Origin of the sequence: Asanoa ishikariensis, from assembly GCF_900107455.1 — a bacterium.
Classification (GTDB): Bacteria; Actinomycetota; Actinomycetes; order Mycobacteriales; family Micromonosporaceae; genus Asanoa; species Asanoa ishikariensis.
In genome coordinates this window covers 563,031-579,945 of the sequence record NZ_FNQB01000002.1, presented here as the reverse complement: position 1 = coordinate 579,945, position 16,915 = coordinate 563,031, and the positions used below count along the sequence as shown (strand labels likewise).

12 protein-coding genes are annotated in these 16,915 nt (G+C 70.1%); 5 read left to right on the top strand and 7 right to left on the bottom strand.

Annotated elements, in window-relative coordinates; genetic code table 11:
- The first annotated feature begins 65 nt into the window (after positions 1-65).
- Both BLV39_RS16990 and BLV39_RS16985 read left to right on the top strand, forming a co-directional pair.
- Entirely contained in the window at positions 66-635 is a 570-nt protein-coding gene (locus BLV39_RS16990; protein WP_090797440.1) for a TetR/AcrR family transcriptional regulator, read from the top strand.
- 99 nt (positions 636-734) lie between these two features.
- Positions 735-1,562 (top strand): alpha/beta fold hydrolase, encoded by an 828-nt coding sequence (locus tag BLV39_RS16985; RefSeq protein ID WP_090793026.1) that lies wholly within the window; start codon positions 735-737, stop codon positions 1,560-1,562.
- A gap of 1 nt (position 1,563) precedes the next feature.
- On the opposite strand, the gene BLV39_RS16980 is transcribed toward BLV39_RS16985, so the two are convergent.
- Together BLV39_RS16980 and BLV39_RS16975 are read right to left on the bottom strand one after the other, a co-directional pair.
- Positions 1,564-2,907 (bottom strand): DUF1501 domain-containing protein, encoded by a 1,344-nt coding sequence (locus BLV39_RS16980; protein ID WP_090793023.1) that lies wholly within the window; start codon positions 2,905-2,907, stop codon positions 1,564-1,566.
- A 4-nt stretch (positions 2,908-2,911) separates the two neighbouring features.
- Positions 2,912-4,696 carry a DUF1800 domain-containing protein gene (locus tag BLV39_RS16975; protein WP_143049789.1) on the bottom strand — a complete coding sequence of 595 codons (1,785 nt, stop codon included), beginning with the start codon at positions 4,694-4,696 and terminating at the stop codon, positions 2,912-2,914.
- A gap of 191 nt (positions 4,697-4,887) precedes the next feature.
- On the opposite strand from BLV39_RS16975, the gene BLV39_RS16970 reads away from it, so the two are divergent.
- The 3 genes from BLV39_RS16970 to BLV39_RS16960 all read left to right on the top strand — a co-directional run bounded on the left by BLV39_RS16970 (position 4,888) and on the right by BLV39_RS16960 (position 9,770).
- The gene (locus BLV39_RS16970) at positions 4,888-6,273 is read left to right on the top strand and encodes a carbohydrate-binding protein (RefSeq protein WP_090793018.1); all 1,386 of its coding nucleotides are present in this window, start codon (positions 4,888-4,890) and stop codon (positions 6,271-6,273) included.
- Between the two features lie 76 nt (positions 6,274-6,349).
- Positions 6,350-8,200: a cellulose binding domain-containing protein gene (locus BLV39_RS16965; protein ID WP_239083592.1), complete on the top strand. Its 1,851-nt coding sequence runs from the start codon at positions 6,350-6,352 to the stop codon at positions 8,198-8,200.
- A gap of 10 nt (positions 8,201-8,210) precedes the next feature.
- Complete coding sequence (locus BLV39_RS16960; protein WP_090793015.1) at positions 8,211-9,770, top strand: cellulose binding domain-containing protein; 1,560 nt, start codon at positions 8,211-8,213, stop codon at positions 9,768-9,770.
- A 59-nt stretch (positions 9,771-9,829) separates the two neighbouring features.
- Here the strand turns inward: BLV39_RS16960 and BLV39_RS16955 are convergent, their stop codons facing one another.
- The 5 genes from BLV39_RS16955 to lysX form a co-directional block, all read right to left on the bottom strand.
- A complete protein-coding gene (locus BLV39_RS16955) occupies positions 9,830-10,621 on the bottom strand; it encodes an inositol monophosphatase family protein (RefSeq protein WP_090793012.1) in 792 nt (263 codons plus the stop codon).
- A gap of 15 nt (positions 10,622-10,636) precedes the next feature.
- Complete coding sequence (locus tag BLV39_RS16950) at positions 10,637-11,293, bottom strand: DedA family protein (RefSeq protein ID WP_090793011.1); 657 nt, start codon at positions 11,291-11,293, stop codon at positions 10,637-10,639.
- A gap of 70 nt (positions 11,294-11,363) precedes the next feature.
- Positions 11,364-12,800, bottom strand: a complete 1,437-nt coding sequence (locus tag BLV39_RS16945) for an FAD-binding oxidoreductase (protein WP_090797436.1) — start codon at positions 12,798-12,800, stop codon at positions 11,364-11,366.
- Positions 12,736-13,515 (bottom strand): DUF998 domain-containing protein, encoded by a 780-nt coding sequence (locus BLV39_RS16940; RefSeq protein ID WP_090793008.1) that lies wholly within the window; start codon positions 13,513-13,515, stop codon positions 12,736-12,738. Before BLV39_RS16940 ends, BLV39_RS16945 begins: the two co-directional genes overlap by 65 nt.
- Complete coding sequence (lysX, locus tag BLV39_RS16935) at positions 13,512-16,874, bottom strand: bifunctional lysylphosphatidylglycerol synthetase/lysine--tRNA ligase LysX (protein ID WP_239083593.1); 3,363 nt, start codon at positions 16,872-16,874, stop codon at positions 13,512-13,514. The genes BLV39_RS16940 and lysX overlap by 4 nt, the downstream gene beginning before the upstream one ends.
- Between the last annotated feature and the right edge of the window lie 41 nt (positions 16,875-16,915).

The window sequence follows — 16,915 nt, the reverse complement described above, 5'->3', positions numbered from 1 at the left end:
GATCGGTTTCAGCCAAGGTAAACCGATCGTTTTCCAACCGCAAGATTCGGAGCTACGCTGTGGCGATGGCAACAGGCAAAACCCCGGCACCCCGTGACCGCCTCCTGGCGACGGCGGCCGACCTCTTCTACCGCGAAGGGGTGACCGCGACCGGCGTCGAACGGCTCTGCTCGGTCGCCGGGGTGTCCAAGCGGTCGATGTACCAGCTCTTCGCGACCAAGGACGCGCTGGTCGCCGAGGCGCTGGCGACGAGCGGGCCGGTCACCCACGCGTCGTTCCTCCCCGACGACACCGAGACCCGGCCCCGCGAGCGGATCCTGCACGTCTTCCGGGTGCTGGAAGACCTGGCCGGGCAGCCCGAGTTCGCCGGCTGCCCGTTCGTCAACACCGCGTCCGACCTGCGCGACCACACCCATCCCGCGACCGCGGTGGCCCGTGACTTCAAGCAGCGCCTGACCGACTGGTTCGCGGACGAGGCGCGCACCGCCGGCGTCGCCGACCCCGACCTGCTGGGGCGGCAGCTAACCGTGGTGTTCGACGGTTCGGCGGCCCGCAACGTCGTGTACGGCACGGGCCTGGAAGGGTTGAGCGTGACGACGGCCGCCGCCCTGCTCGACGCCGCAGGTGTCGCCTAGGACATCACCGTTCACAACCTCGCCTGAACTCCAGAAGGTCGTGGATACCGCCCGTAGCGTCGGAACGAGTTGTGACCGAAGCGCGCATGGGGGAAATCGATGACCACCGGACACGTCTCCACCAACGACAACACCGACATCTTCTTCAAGGACTGGGGCAGCGGACAGCCCGTCGTCTTCAGCCACGGCTGGCCGCTGACCGCGGACGCGTGGGACGACACGATGATGATGGTCGCCGACAACGGCTTCCGCGGCATCGCGCACGACAGGCGCGGTGGCGGGCGGTCCAGCCAGCCCTGGGAGGGCAACGACCTGGACCACTACGCGGACGACCTCGCCGAGGTGATCGAGCAGAACGACCTGAACGACGTCGTCCTGGTCGGGCACTCCACCGGCGGCGGTGAGATCGCCCGGTACGTAGGCCGGCACGGCACCGACCGGGTGTCCAAGATGCTGCTCGTCGGCGCGATCCCGCCGCTGATGCTGAAGACCGACAAGAACCCGGACGGGCTGCCGATCGAGGTGTTCGACCAGCTCCGGGAGGGCGTCAAGGACGACCGCTCGCAGTTCTACCACGACCTCGCCCCGATGTTCTTCGGCGCGAACCGCAAGGGTTCCGACGTTTCCCAGGGCATCCTCGACGACTTCTGGGAGCAGTCGATGACCGTCGGGATCAAGGGGGCGTACGACTGCATCGAGGCGTTCTCCGAGACCGACCAGACGGCGGACCTCAAGGCGATCGACGTGCCGACGCTGTTCATCCACGGCGACGACGACCAGATCGTGCCGTTCGCGGACGCCTCGAAGAAGGCCGTGAAGCTGGTCAAGGACGCCGAGCTGAAGGTCTACCCGGGCGCACCGCACGGGCTCTTCGCGACCGAGCAGGACAAGTTCCAGAAGGACGTGCTGGACTTCCTGCGGAGCTGAGTCAGCGGAAGACGCCGATCTTCTTCGCCTCGTACCCGGGGAAGATCTTCTTCCAGTCCTTGACGCCCATCCGGGCGCCGAGCAGCTCGGTCATGACATCGCGATAGTCGTTGGCGCCGGCCAGGTCACCCTGGTCGAGGGCACCGGCGGACAGGCCCGGCCAGCGGCCGTGCACCTTGCCGCCGTTCATGCCGCCGCCCAGCAGCAGCATGAGCCCGCCGTGCCCGTGGTCGAGGCCGGAGTTGCCGTTGGCCTCGACCCGGCGCCCGAACTCGCTCATCGTCACGATCGAGGTGTTGTCCAATGCGGACCCGAGGTCGGTGGCGAAGGCGCCGAGCGCGCCGGCGAGCTCGTTGAGCCGGTTGCGCATGTCGCCGCCGTCCGGGCCGCCGATGTTGGTGTGCATGTCCCAGCCGCCGATGTCGACGGCCGCGACCCGCAGGCCGACCTTGGCCTTGATCAGCCGGGCGACGTCCTTGAGCTGGTCGGAGAAGCCGCCGCCGGGCCACTGCGCGCTGCCCTGGTAGTCGGTTTGGGAGATCTTGCGAGCGGTCGAGATGGACTTGAGCGTCTCGGCCGCCTGGCCGCCCAGCGGGTGGTCGCCGACACCGGTGTAGAGCGCCTTCAGCGCGGTCAGCGTCTTCTCCCGCATGCCGCTGCCGGCCCGCAGGTCGAAGTCGCGGATGCCCTGGAGCACGAGCTTGCTCTGGCCACCGACCAGTGACCGGGGCAGCGCCGAGCCCTCGGCGACGGCGCGGAACGTGGTGCCGGGGCCGAGTTGTTCGAGCACGCGGTCGAGGAAGCCGGTGTGCACCGCGGTCGAGGCCGCACCCCGCTCCAGGCAGTCCTGCGCCTGGAAGTGCGACCGGCTGGCGTCCGGCGAGGCGACCGCGTGCACCGCGGCCATCTTGCCGGCCTCCCAGAACGGCACCAGCGGGGCGAGCCCCGGGTGCAGGCCGAACCGGTCGTCGCCGGCGAGCAGCGCGCCCGGTTGCACGCCGATGCCGCCACGGGCGTTCAGGTAGTTGCGGTCGCCGCGCGGCACGACCACCGAGAGGCCGTCCATGCCGCCGCGCAGGAAGACCACGACCAGCGTGCGGTTGGTGTTCGACGGGGCGCCGAACGCCACCCGGGTGGTGACCACCTGGTTGGCCAGGCTGGCCACGCCGACCGCGCCCGCACCGGCCAGCACGCGGCGCCGGGTGAAACCCTTGCGCCACCGGTCACGCTGCGCCGCCAGGTCCGCGGCGACCGCCTCGGCCTGCACCCGGATCGCCGCTTCCGGCAGGTTCGGGCCACGGCGGGCCAGCTCGTCGCTCGTACGCGGTCCATTCTCGACAGTCATGGCCTCACCGCAGTGCGTGGTAGATGGAGTCGAGCAGCAGCGGCGCCAGGTGCTCGACCTTGCCGCCCAGGCTGCTGTTCTTCACGGCGGTGCCGTCCTTCGCGGACAGGAACGTGAGCAGCGCCTTGCGATGCGCCGCGCTCACCTTCTGGAACACGAGCCGGTCCGCCAGGCTGTCGACGTACGGCCCGGTGGTGCCCGGCCGCTTGCCGACCAGACCCTCCACCTTGGGGTACGACAGCCCACGCTCGTAGCCGCCGATCAGCGCCCGGTGCGCGTTCCACAGCGAGAGCGTGGCGTGCGCGGACCGCCAGGCGGCCGCGACGTCCGGGTAGCCGTTCGGCGGAACCCACGCCATGGGCGCGTTGCCGAAGCGCTGGGTCATGAAGTACAGGCCCTCGACGCCCGCGCGGGTGTCGGAACCGGGTGCCACGCCCAGCGCCCGGGCGGTGGCCACGAAGTTCTCCAGCGGCCGGCGGGTCTTCATGCCGGTCGCGATCCAGAACTCCTGCGACCGGAACAGCACCCGCAGCACGGGCGCGATCGCGGTGCCGTTCTCCAGATAGGTGTCGGCGAGCCGTTGCACCAGGCCATTGGGCGGCGCGTCGCAGACGAACCGCACCGCCAGCTTGCGCGCGATGTTCTTCGCGGTCGACGGGTGCGTGGCCAGGTATTTCAGGTACTTCTCACCGACGTCGAGGCCCTTGGACCGCGATGGGTTCTTGTCCTTGAAGCCGAGCACCTTGACGGAGTCGACCCAGTGCCGGTCGGCCGCGTAGCGGAACTGCCCGTCGTCGGTCACCGTGCGCCCGGTCATGATGTACGCGCTGTTGCGCACGTCCTTCTCGTTGTAGCCGCCGTCGATCCCGACGGTGTGCAGCTCCAGCAGCTCCCGGCCGTAGTTCTCGTTGACCGACCGTCGGTCCGAGGCCGCGTTGTCGAGATAGCGCAACATCGCCGGGTGCCGGGCGCTGGCCTTGAGCATGTCGGAGAACTTGCCGAGCGCGTGCTTGCGGATCACGTCGTTGTCGTACGAGGTGCGCACGTCCCAACCGCCGTCGAACGGGTTGGTCACGTTGAGGTGGTTCGACCAGAAGTCGACCATCACCTCGAATAGCTGGCGGCTGCTCCACATCTGCCGCGCGATGGTCGCCTGGCCGAGCTCGAACTGCGCCTGGAAGTCGCCGTCCTTGACCGTGCGCCGGATCTGCGCGGTGCTCATCGAGACCGTCGGGAACGCGGTCATCGCCTTGGTCGCCACCGGGTCGTCGACCTTGCCCGGGTTGAGCTGCTGCTCCAGCCACTCGTCGATGCCGGTCTTGCCCGCCGCGTCGACCAGCACGCGGGTCGGCCCGAAGGTGGCCCGCCGCAGCAGGTGCAGGATCGGGTCGCGGCTGAGCAGGTTCGGGTTGGTCGGCGTCGCCTTGGCCGCCGCCGCGGCGGCCGCACCGGCGGTGTCCATCAGCCCGGCCGCGCCGAGGTCGATGGAGTCACCCAACGACTGGGTGTAGCTCGCGTCCCGGTCGGCGAACGCACCGGCGTCCCGCGGCGATCGGGTCGAGGTGGCGGAGTCGCCCAGGGCGGCCGAGATGCCGCCGCCACCCATCACGGCGGCCGCGGACCCGACGGCGCCGGTGGCGACCACGGCCGCGCCGGCGCCGATCAACAACTGCCGGCGGTTGCGCACCAGCTTGAGCAGCGTGGGCTCGCCGGCCTTGGCCAGCCGAGCGACCTTCGGCACGAGCGGGTCAGGTGCCCGGTGCCGGGACGCACCCTGCCGTTGCGCCATGCCCCCACACCTCACATGCCCAAGTCCCGCACCGACCGATCCAGGCCGGACCATAGATGGACGCACCCGCAACCCTCAATGCGAGCACCAATTTGTTAAGCCGGCCCTAAGCATTGACAAACATCTCTGTTAAGCGCTAGAACGCTCTGAGAGCGCTCTCACGACACCGTCCCCGGCAAGAGAGAGGCCCCATGAAACGTCGCGCACTGTTGTCGATCGCCACCGTCACCATCACTGTCGCGGCCGTCGCCGCCGCGGTCAGCGCCAACGCCTCCGTGCCCGCCACCCCCTCCGGGTGGACGCTGGCCTGGAGCGATGACTTCAACGGGTCGGCCAACAGCCTGCCCTCCTCGGCCAACTGGATCATCGACACCGGCACCAGCTATCCCGGCGGACCAGCCAACTGGGGCACAGGCGAGATCCAGACCTACACCAACAGCACGTCCAACCTGAGCCTGGACGGCTCCGGCAACCTGCGGATCACTCCCGTCCGCAACAGTTCAGGGCAGTGGACGTCGGCCCGCGTCGAGACGCAACGCAGCAACTTCAAGCCCCCGTCCGGCGGCATCCTGCGGATCGAGGGGCGCATCCAGATGCCCAACGTGACCGGGGCTGCGGCCGCCGGCTACTGGCCCGCGTTCTGGGCGCTCGGTGCGCCGTACCGGGGCAACTACTGGAACTGGCCGGCCATCGGCGAGTTCGACATCATGGAGAACGTCAACGGGATCAACTCCGTCTGGGCCGTTCTCCACTGTGGAGTCGCGCCGGGTGGCCCCTGCAACGAGAACAACGGCCTGGGCGCGAACCGCGCCTGCCCCGGTTCCTCGTGCCAGTCGGCCTTCCACACCTACCGGTTCGAGTGGGACACGAGCGTGAGCCCACAACAGCTCCGCTGGTACGTGGACGGCCAGCTCTTCCACACCGTCACGCAGTCGCAGGTCGGCGAGCCGCACTGGAGCAACATGACCAGCCACGCCGGCTACTTCATCCTGCTCAACGTCGCCATGGGCGGCGCGTTCCCCAACGGCGTCGCGGGCTCCGGCACGCCGACCGCGTCCACCGTGTCCGGCCGGCCGATGCTGGTCGACTACGTCGCGGTCTACACGAGCGGCGGCGGGACCAACCCGACCAACCCGCCGACGAACCCACCGACCAACCCGCCCGGTGGCGGCGGCAGCGCGTACAACCAGATCCAGGCCGAGTCGTTCAACGCACAGAGCGGCGTGATCGTCGAGGCGTGCAGCGAGGGCGGCCAGAACATCGGCGCGGTCCGCAGCGGCGACTGGGTCCAGTTCAACAACGTCAACTTCGGCTCTACCCCGGCGCGCGACTTCGTCGCCCGCGTGGCGTCGGGCGCCGGCGGCGGGGTCAGCGGTTTGGTCGAGGTGCGGCTGGACAGCCGGAGCAACGCCCCGATCGGCAGCTTCGCCCTGGCCAACACCGGCGGCTGGCAGAGCTGGCGATCGATACCGGGCAATATCACCCCAACCACGGGCACGCACACGGTCTTCCTGACCTTCACCAGCGGCCAGCCGAACGACTTCGTCAACGTCAACTGGTTCCAGTTCCGGAACTAGGTATTGACAAGTATCTGTAAACAGTCTTAATAATTGGCCATCTATCGATGTAAGCGCGGGCCTGGGGAGGACTTTTATGCGCTTGCGGAACTTGATGGTCACCGCGGCGGTCACCCTGCTCGGTGGGGTGGCCGCTGTCGTGGTGGCCTCGCCTGCCTTGGCCGCCGGACCGACCGCGACCTTCGTCAAGACCTCCGACTGGGGCACCGGCTGGGAGGGCAAGTACACGATCACCAACGGCGGCACGACCACCGTCAACGGGTGGGCGGTCGCCTTCGACCTGCCGTCGGGCAGCTCCGTGGGCAGCTTCTGGGACGCGGACATGACGCGCTCCGGGCAGCGGTTCACCTTCACCAACAAGTCCTGGAACGGCACCCTCGCACCCGGCGGCACCGCGTCGTTCGGGCTCATCGGCGCCGGCGCCGGCTCACCGGCCAACTGCACGCTCAACGGCGCGTCCTGCGGCGGCACCACCGACCCGGGCACGCAGGTGCCGGGCACACCGGGCGCGCCCAGCGTCACCGGAGTCACCCAGACCAGCATCTCGCTCGCCTGGGGCGCCAGCAGCGGCACGGTCACCGGCTACCGGGTCTACGAAGGCAGCACGCTCCGCGCGACCGTCACCGGCACGTCCGCCACGATCAGCGGGCTGGTCGCCAACACCACGCACACGTACACCGTGGCCGCCTACAACTCCGCGGGTGAGTCCGCCCGCAGTGCCGCCGTCACCGGCACCACCAGCGGCGGCACCGGGCCACAGGTGCCCGGCTCGCCCGGCAACTTCCGGGTCACCGGCACCACCGGCAGCGCGATCGCACTCGCCTGGAACGCCAGCACCGGCACCGTCACCGGCTACCGCGTCTACGAGGGCAGCACCGTCCGGGCGACCGTTACCGGCACGACGGCCACGATCAGCGGCCTGCCGGCCTGCGCGTCCCGCACCTACACGGTCGCGGCGTACAACACCGTCGGCGAGTCGGCCCGCAGCGCGGCCGTCAGCGGCACCACCACCGGGTGCTCGACCGGCCCACTGCCGGCGCACTTCCTGACCGGCTACTGGCACAACTTCGTCAACCCGGCCGTCGAGCTCCGGCTGCGGGACACCCCGGCGGCGTACGACCTGATCGCAGTGGCGTTCGCCGAGGCGACCACGACTCCCGGTGCGGTCACCTTCGCCGTCGACTCCGGACTGTCCGCGGCGCTCGGCGGCTACTCCGACGCCGACTTCCGGGCCGACATCGCCACCATGCACTCCCGCGGCAAGAAGGTGATCCTCTCGGTCGGCGGCGAGGCCGGCCGGGTGGCCGTCAACGACGCCACCAGCGCCACCAACTTCAGCAACTCGATGTTCAACCTGATCCAGTCGTACGGCTTCGACGGGGTCGACATCGACCTGGAGAACGGCCTCAACCCGACCTTCATGGGCCAGGCGCTGCGCAACCTGCGCAACCGGGTCGGCGCCAACCTGATCATCACGATGGCGCCGCAGACGATCGACATGCAAAACCCGACGGTGTCCTACTTCAAGCTGGCCTTGGACATCCGCGACATCCTCACCGTCGTACACACGCAGTTCTACAACTCCGGCTCGATGCTCGGCTGCGACCAGTCGTTCGCGTACGGCCAGGGCACGGTCAACTTCATGACCGCGCTGGCCTGCATCCAGCTCGAAGCCGGGCTGCGGCCCGACCAGGTCGCGCTCGGCCTGCCCGCCGGACCCGGCGCCGCCGGTGGCGGTGTCGTCTCGCCGAGCCTGGTCAACCAGGCCCTGGACTGCCTGGCCAAGGGCACCAACTGCGGCAGCTTCCGCCCGCCGCGCACCTATCCGGGCATCCGTGGCGCGATGACCTGGTCGATCAACTGGGACGTCAGCAACGGCAACCAGTTCGCCAACACCGTCGACCCCCACCTCGCCACCCTCCCCTGAGGAGCGCATCGTGAGACTCACCAGACAGCTCGCGGTCACCGCCGCCCTGGCCCTCGCGGCCATGGCGGTCGGGGTGGCCGTCGCGCCGGCCGCGTCCGCGGCCACCGCCGCCTTCGTCCGCACGTCGAGCTGGGGTTCCGGCTACGAGGCGCGGTTCACCGTCACCAACAACACTTCGTCGACCATCACCTCCTGGAACGTGGCGTTCGACCTGCCGAGCGGCACCTCGATCGGCAGCTTCTGGGACGCCGACCTGACCCGCAGCGGTCAGCGGTTCACCTTCACCAACAAGGGCTGGAACGGCACCCTCGGCCCGAACGCGACGGCCAGCTTCGGCTTCGTCGCGGCCGGCACCGGCGATCCGACCAGTTGCACGGTCAACGGCTCGTCCTGTGCCGGCGGCCCGCCGACCAACCCGGGCGCACCGCCGACACCGGGCAACGTGCGGGTCACCGGCACCACCGCCAACTCCATCTCGGTGGCCTGGAACGCCAGCAGCGGCACGGTCACCGGCTACCGGGTCTACGAGGGTACGACCGTGCGCGCCACGGTCACCGGCACCAGCGCGACGATCGGCAGCCTGCCGGCCTGCACGTCGCGGTCCTACACGGTGGCCGCGTACAACGCCCAGGGTGAGTCGGCCAAGTCCGGCGCGGTCTCCGGCACGACCACCGGCTGCACCAACCCCCCGGCCGGCACGCAGATCGCGGCGCCGTACATCTACTCCTGGGGCAACGTGCCGAACATGACCACGGTGATGTCGGCGACCGGCATCAAGTGGTTCACCAAGGCGTTCGTGCTCTCCGGCGGCGGTTGTGTGGCGTCCTGGGACGGCAACCGGCCGATCAACAGCGCCGGCGACGCGCAGCAGATCGCGGCCATCCGGGCCGCCGGCGGCGACATCATCCCGTCGGTCGGCGGCTGGAGCGGCAACAAGCTCGGCCCGAACTGCTCGTCGGCCGCAGCGCTGGCCGGCGCGCTGCAATCGGTGATCAGCACGTACAGCCTCAAGGCCATCGACCTCGACGTGGAGAACACGGACGAGTTCGAGAGCGAGGTCGTGCAGGACCGGATCCTCGGCGCGCTGAAGATCCTCAAGCAGAACAACCCGAACCTGAAGACCATAGTGACGATCCCGACGGCCACGTCCGGGCCTTCGTGGTGGGGCACCCGGTTGATCAACCAGGGCGCCGCCCTTCAGGCCAATGTGGACGTCTGGACCATCATGCCGTTCAACTTCGGCGGCGGTGCCGACATGTACGCGAGCACGGTCAGCTCCTCCGAGGGCCTGAAGAACGCGCTGAAGACCGCGTTCGGCTGGTCGGACGCCACCGCGTACGCGCACATGGGCATCTCCGGTATGAACGGCCGCTCGGACCAGAACGAGATCACCACGACCGCGCAGTGGACCTCGATCCGCGACTGGGCCGAGGCCCGCGGCCTGGCCCGGCTGGCGTTCTGGTCGGTCAACCGCGACCGCGGTTGCGCCGGCGGCCCGCTCAGCTCCGACTGCTCCAGCATCGCGCAACCCGACTGGGAGTTCACCCGGATCACCGCCCAGTTCGGCTAGCCCCGGAAACGACCCGCCGCCGTCACTGCCCGCAGGGCGTGGCGGCGGCGCGGCGTTCGCTAACCCTGTTTCCGCACCAGCCGCAGCAGTTCGGCGTGGGTGGCGGCGTCGGCGGCGATCAGCAGTCCGCCGATCCCGGTGTGCAGCGGCTGCCCGTGTATCCCGGTCACCACGGCGCCCGCCGCCCGGCAGATCGCCAGGCCCGCGGCGAAGTGCACGCTGTCGGCGAAGTGCCCGTCGGTCACGTACGCGGCCCGCCGCCCGGCCGCCACCCAGGCCACCGCCAACGTCGTCGACAGCACCCGCGGCCCGAAGCCCTCGATGAACTCCGGGTCGGCCAGCAGCGTGGTGGCCCGGAACAGCGCGCTGTTGGGAAACGGTGGGTCGAGGTTGACGTCGACCAGCAGGGACTCACCCGATGGCCGCAGCGGGCTGTCGAGACCGTTGCGGCGCAGCCAGGCGCCGGTGCCGTCGGTCCAGAACAGCTCGCCGGCCAGCGGGTCCGCCGACGCCGCCGCCGTCACCTCGGCGGCCGCCGTGCGCAGCGCGACGTTGACCGCGACCAGCGGCGTGGTGACGGCGAAGTTGAGGGTGCCGCAGAGGGGGTCGACCAGCCAGAGGCGGTCGCCGTCCGGGCCGCTGTGCCCGCCCTCCTCGCCCAGGAACCCGTCGTCGGGCCGGTGCGCCCGGATCACCGCGAGGATCGCCCGCTCGGCCTCGAGGTCGGCGGTGGTGGCGAAGTCCCGGTGCGACTTCGCGTGGTGCTCGACCGGCCCGCCGTAGTAGCGCCGGACCACCGCGGCACCCGCCTCGGCCGCCGCGACCGCCACTTCCGCGTCACTCAAGATCATGCCGAGGATGCTAGGTCAGAAATGCAAGGCCTTGGCCCGGTTGCGCTTGCGGATCTTCTTGCGCGCCCAGAGCACGACCATAACCACGACCAGGGCGTAGATCGCGTAGTCGAAGTACTGCGCGTACTGGTCGACCCGCTGCCAGTTGGAGCCGAGCGCGTAGCCGGCGCCGACGAAGAGCGAGTTCCACACCCCGCTGCCCACGGTGGTGAAGGCGACGAACCGGCCGATCGGCATCTCGTTGGCGCCCGCCGGAATGGAGACCAGGCTGCGTACCACCGGCACGCACCGGCCGAACAGCACCGCCACGTTCTCGTGGCGCTCGAACCACTTGTCGGCCTTGTCCAGGTCGTCGGTGTCGACGAGCGGGATGCGGTCGAGCCACCGCTTGAGCCGATCCTCGCCGAGGCCACGGCCGAGCCAGTAGAGGATCAACGCGCCGACCACCGAACCCACCGTCGCGGCGATGATCACCCAGGCCAGGTTCATCCGGCCCTGGTTGGCCAGGAACCCGCCGAGCGTCAGCACGATCTCGCTGGGGATCGGCGGCACCAGGTTCTCCAGCGCGACCAGCAGGCCGACACCGACGGTGCCCAGGGAGTCGATCACCCCGGCCACCCACCCGGTCAGTCCACCAAGATCGCGGGGGTCGCCTTCCGCGGCCAGCGCCATGTGCCGTAGCTCCTCAGGTCGTCGGGGGATCCGGCATTACTACCCGACCAACCTGAAAACATGCTGAAGTTCAGTTGGGCGCCGGGGTGATGTTGTTGTTCGAGCGGAACATGTTGGTCGGGTCGTACTTCGCCTTGATCTCGGCGAGCCGCCGCAGGTTGGCCCCGAACGCGCTGTCCATCGCCACGTCCGGCGGCTCCTCGGACCGCCCGGTGAAGTTGAGGTAGACCCCGTCGTCGCCGTAGTTGGCCGACTCCTGGAACGTCCGCCGGACCCAGGCGATGTTGGCGTCGTTGTCGGCCGGTTCGGTCCAGTTGCCGTCGATGGAGAGCAGGAACGGCGACGAGCGCTGGGCGAACGCGGTCGCGTCCGGCGCCACGGCGGCGATCGCCCCGCCCATGTGGAAGAGGTTGACCAGCGTGAACGGGCTGGGCCGGTCGAGCGCCCGCGCGGCCACGAAGTCGATCGCCTCGTCACTCAGCGACGAGAGATACCGCGACTTCCAGTACGCCTGAAGCGTGTTGCGCGGGAAGAACGCGTCGAAACCCTGCTGCACGGCGGTGAACGGCATCGGCTGCGACATGTCCATCAGCGGCGTGCCCAGCTCGCGCAACGGCCGCAGGATGTCCATGCCCGCATCGGCGCCTCCTGAGTAGACGGCGCCGATCACCACGCACGCCCGGTTGTGCACGGCTTCCGGCAACTCCGGGTCGGCCGGCATGGTGATGGTCAGGCACGTGGCGGTGACCTCGTCGGGCGCGATCGCGACGTAGTCACGCCAGCCACGGATGACCTGCGCGGCCTCCTCGATCGGATAGAAGGTGCCGCCGAACGCGACGGTCGGGCCGACCTCTTCGAGCGCGAACGTGAACCAGGTGACCACCCCGAAGTTGCCACCGCCGCCGCGCAGCGCCCACAGCAGGTCGGTGTTCTCGTTCTCCGACGCGATCCGGACCTGACCGTCGGGGCCGACCACCTCGGCCGCCAAGAGATGATCAGCCGCTAGCCCGTACTTGCGGCGGAGCCAGCCGTAGCCCCCGCCGAGGGTGAGCCCGGCGACGCCGGTGTCGGACACGACCCCACCGGGGGTGGCCAGGCCGAACGCCTGGGTCTCGCGGTCGACGTCGGCCCACACGGCCCCGCCCTGCACACGAGCCAATCGCGCGGCGGCGTCGACCTGCACCGCGTGCATCGGCGCCAGGTCGATCAGCATGCAACTGTCCGATGCGGACAGTCCGGCGATCGAGTGCCCGCCACCGCGCACCGACATGGCCAGGCCGTTGTCCCGGGCGAAGGTGACCGCGTCGACCACGTCGGCGGTGCCGAAACAGCTCACCACCAGCGACGGGTCTCCCGGATGCATGGCGTTGAACACCGCACGGACCTCGCCGAACCCAGGGTCCTCGGGAGCCAGCACGGGGCACGACACCCGCTCCCGCAGCTCAGCGATCATCTCGTCGGACAGGGTCGCCAGACCGCCTTCGACGGTCGTCGCGTGAATAGTCATCGCGCGCACCTCCGAACCCGAATATTCTACGCATATCGTCCGGAGGCTCGGAACGCGTTCGCGGCGATTGCTGGCTGCGCACCGCGGCGTAGATCAACCACGCCGCCAGGTTGAGCAGCTCGATCCGCTGCCAGATCCCCTCGTGCCCACCGTCGCGAGCCAGTTCGACCAGCAGACCCAGGTTCACCACCACACTGCCGACGGCGAGCCCGCCCGACCAGGTGCGGTCGGCGCTGCCGGGCCGGGACGCGAGCCAGAACGAGACGATCGAGCCGACCCCGCCGATCACCGCGAACGCGGAGGTCAGCGTGTGCGGGTCGAACGCCGCGGAAAGCCCGCCGTCGAGGTTGCTCGGGCACCCCGCGTCGATCGACGGCGCGCAGGGCAACGCGGTCAGGTAGCCGTCGAAGATGGTCGAGATCGCGAACACCGCGACGAACAGCCAGGCCGCCCGCTCCGCCCGGCTCAGCCGGGGCCAAAGAAGGATGCCGCGGCCGCCAATCAGCATGCGGGCCGAGCCGAGCAGGGACAGCGAGCCCGCCGCCACGTCGCAGTAGCGAAAGAGCTCGTGCCACGGCTGGTCGGCCGCCGCCAGGTCGCTGGCCAGACCGGTGGTCAGCCCGAGCCGCGGGTTCAGCCACGGTCCGAGCAGCCACGAGCTGTAGAGCGCCGACGCGGCGCCGAACGCGACCGCCGGCCAGCGGGCCGGGCTCACGACGCCGCGCGGACAAGTGGGAACGGCAGCGTCTCGCGGATCGAGCGGCCGGTCAGCAGCATGATCACGCGGTCGACCCCGATGCCGAGGCCGCCGGTCGGCGGCATGGCGTACTCGAGCGCCTGCAGGAAGTCCTCGTCGAGCTCCATCGCCTCCGGGTCGCCACCGGCGGCCAGCAGCGACTGCTCGGTCAGCCGGCGCCGCTGCTCGACGGGGTCGATCAGCTCCGAGTACGCGGTGCCCAGCTCGAAGCCGAACCCGACCAGGTCCCACCGCTCGGCCAGCCGCGCGTCGTGCCGGTGCTGCCGGGTCAGCGGCGACACCTCCGTCGGGAAGTCCTTGTAGAACGTCGGCAGGTCGGTCTTGCCCTCGACCAGGTGCTCGTAGAGCTCCAGCAGCACGGCGCCACGGTGCCACTTCGGGTCGAACGGGATCTCCGCCTTGTCGCAGTACCGGCGCAGCGTCGCCAAGTCGGTGTCGGCGTCGACCACCTCGCCCAGCGCGGTCGACACGGCCTCGTTGACGGTCCGCACCGGCCAGTCGCCGGAGATGTCGACCTCCTCGTCGGTGCCGGGCCGGCGGGCCACGGCCTGCCCGTACGCCGCGATCGCCGCCTCCTGGATCAGCTCCCGGGTCAGCCGCAGCATGGTGTCGTAGTCCGCGTACGCCTGGTACGCCTCGAGCACCGTGAACTCCGGGTTGTGGCTGTAGTCGGCGCCCTCGTTGCGGAACGTCCGGCCGAGCTCGAAGACCCGCTCGACCCCGCCGACGGCCAGCCGCTTGAGATACAGCTCCGGCGCGATCCGCAGATAGAGCTTGAGGTCGTACGCGTTGATGTGAGTGGTGAACGGCTTGGCGTTGGCACCGCCGTGGATCCGTTGGAGGATCGGCGTCTCCACCTCCAGGTAGCGGCGCCCGACCAGCGACTCGCGCAGCGCGAAGATGGCGTTGGCGCGCGCCTTCAGGATGTCCCGCGAGCGCTTGTTGGTCACCAGGTCGAGGTAGCGCTGCCGGACCCGGGCCTCCGGGTCGGCCAGGCCGCGGTGCTTGTCCGGCAACGGCCGCAGGCACTTGGCGTTGAGCTGCCAGGAGGTCGCCTCGACGGTCAGCTCGCCGGTGCGGGTGGTGATCACCTCGCCGTGCACGCCGACGTGGTCACCGATGTCGATGGCGTTGTCCCAGCTATCGACGGCGGTCGCGCCGCTGAGCATGACCTGCAGGTCGCCACTCCAGTCGCGGATGGTCGCGAACAGGATGCCGCCGTGGTCGCGCATCAGCATCACCCGGCCGGCGACGCCGACCTGGTCGCCGCTGCGCCGGTCCTTGGCCAGGTCGCGGTGGGCGGCGGCGACCTCGGCACAGGTGTCGGTGCGCGGGTAGTTCACCGGGTACGGGTCGATGCCGGAGTCGATCAGCCGCTGCCGCTTGGCCAGCCGGACCCGCATCTGCTCGGGCGCCTTGTGGTCGATCGCGCCGGGCGGTGGCGGTGCCTCGGCGGCGTCGATCTCCTCGGCCACCCGGGCCCGCTCGTCCGCGTCCGGCGGGAGCACGTCGAGCTGTTCGCCGGTGGTGCCCGGGAGCGCGAGGAAGCCCTCGGCGATCGCCGACGAGAGGCCGACCCGGACCAGTTCCCGGCGCTCGCCGAAGCACAGGAAGCGCGGCGCCCAGACCGGGTGGTATTTGGCGTTCGACCGGTACAGCGACTCGAGCTGCCACCAGCGGGAGAAGAACAGCAGCAGCTTTCGCCAGAGCCGCAGGATCGGGCCGGCACCGATGCGGGCGCCTTCCTCGAAGACCGCGCGGAACACGGCGAAGTTGAGCGACACCCGGTCCACGCCCAGCCGGGGCGCGTTCTCCATCAGCTCGGACACCATGAACTCCATGGCGCCGTTCTCGGCGTCGGGCGCCCGGCGCATCAGGTCCAGCGAGACGCCGTGCGTACCCCATGGGCTGAACGAGATCAGGGCCTTGACCTGGTTGTTCTTGTCGATCGCCTCGACCAGCACGCAGCGCCCGTCCGACGGATCGCCGAGCCGGCCCAGGGCCATCGAGAAACCGCGCTCGCTCTCGGTGTCGCGCCACACGGTGGACAGCCGGGTCAGCTCCTTCATCTCCTCGTCGGGGATGTCGGAGTGCCGGCGCACGGTCGAGGTGTAACCGGCCCGCTCGACCCGGTTCACGGCCTGGCGCACCGGGCGCATCTCGCGGCCGTCCAGCGTGAACTCCCGGGTCAGCAGGATCGCCTCGTCGCCGAGGTGGATCACCTTCAGACCGGTCCGGGCGTACGCGATCGCGCCCTCCTCGCTGGCTCCCATCACCGCCGGCGTCCAGGCGTAGTAGCGGGCCTGCGCCAACCAGGCGTCGATCGCGGGACCCCACGCCTCCGGGTCGCCGACCGGGTCGCCGCTGGCCAGGCTCACGCCGTTGACCACCCGGTAGGTGACCGCCGACTTGCCGGTCGGCGAGAAGATCGCCGACTTGTCGCGCCGGGTGGCGAAGTAGCCGAGCGAGTCGCGGTCGCCGTACTTGGCCAGCAGGGTGCGGATCTGCCGCTCGTCGCCGGCGTGGAGCTCGGCGTTGCGGCGCTGCGAGCGCAGCAGGGTGGCCAGCGCGGCGAACACCGCGGCGGCGCCGAACAGGCCGAGCACGAAGCTGACCCAGCCCGGCGCCTGGCCGACCCGGGTGATGTCGAAGCTGAAACCACCCCCGAGCACCCGCTCCGTCGCGTACGCGAGCTGGTTGCCGGTGCCCTGCAAGCTGCCGGGGAACGCGGTGACCAGGCTGAGCCCCAGCCCGACCCCGACGATCAGCGTGCCGATGAACACCGCGAGCGCGCGGCGGACGCTGCCCTTGGCCACGTGGGCGTAGAACTCGCCGCGAAACATGATCAACGCGGTCAGCGCGATGATCGCGAGCGCCAGACCGCCCCAGAGCAGGGCCAGCTCGCCGGTGGAGTCGAAGAGCCGGTTGCCGGAGTCGTCGAGGAGCTCGGCGTCCGAGACGGTGGACAGCACGATGGCGAGGACCGCGGTGACCAGCACGCTCAGACTGAAGTAGACGGTCAGGATCCACCAGGCGACCCGTTTGCGGCGCAGCGTCGCGGTGGCCAGCACGGCCAGGAAGACGGCGTACGCGATGTTGGCCGGCGCCGGGATGATCAGCGCGTCGATGGTCTCGCGCACGGGCTGCACGCCGGTGTTGAAGATGTGGCCGATCGCCGCGATGCCGGAGATGATCGCGACGAACCACATGACCAGGCCGAAGATGCGCGGCACGTAGCGGCCCCAGCGCAGCGCCCTTGGGCGGGCTATCGGCATCGCCGCGGCGGTCTCGGAGACCTCGTCGACTGTCGTGGTCACGGCGCCCCTCCCGTGTTCTCGACCGAGCCGCGGGATAGCGG

Coding starts and splice junctions, on each gene's coding strand:
- BLV39_RS16990 (WP_090797440.1), top strand. CDS start 66: ATGGCAACAGGCAAAACCCCGGCACCCCGTGACCGCCTCCTGGCGACG.
- BLV39_RS16985 (WP_090793026.1), top strand. CDS start 735: ATGACCACCGGACACGTCTCCACCAACGACAACACCGACATCTTCTTC.
- BLV39_RS16980 (WP_090793023.1), bottom strand. CDS start 2,907: ATGACTGTCGAGAATGGACCGCGTACGAGCGACGAGCTGGCCCGCCGT.
- BLV39_RS16975 (WP_143049789.1), bottom strand. CDS start 4,696: ATGGCGCAACGGCAGGGTGCGTCCCGGCACCGGGCACCTGACCCGCTC.
- BLV39_RS16970 (WP_090793018.1), top strand. CDS start 4,888: ATGAAACGTCGCGCACTGTTGTCGATCGCCACCGTCACCATCACTGTC.
- BLV39_RS16965 (WP_239083592.1), top strand. CDS start 6,350: ATGCGCTTGCGGAACTTGATGGTCACCGCGGCGGTCACCCTGCTCGGT.
- BLV39_RS16955 (WP_090793012.1), bottom strand. CDS start 10,621: ATGATCTTGAGTGACGCGGAAGTGGCGGTCGCGGCGGCCGAGGCGGGT.
- BLV39_RS16950 (WP_090793011.1), bottom strand. CDS start 11,293: ATGGCGCTGGCCGCGGAAGGCGACCCCCGCGATCTTGGTGGACTGACC.
- BLV39_RS16945 (WP_090797436.1), bottom strand. CDS start 12,800: ATGACTATTCACGCGACGACCGTCGAAGGCGGTCTGGCGACCCTGTCC.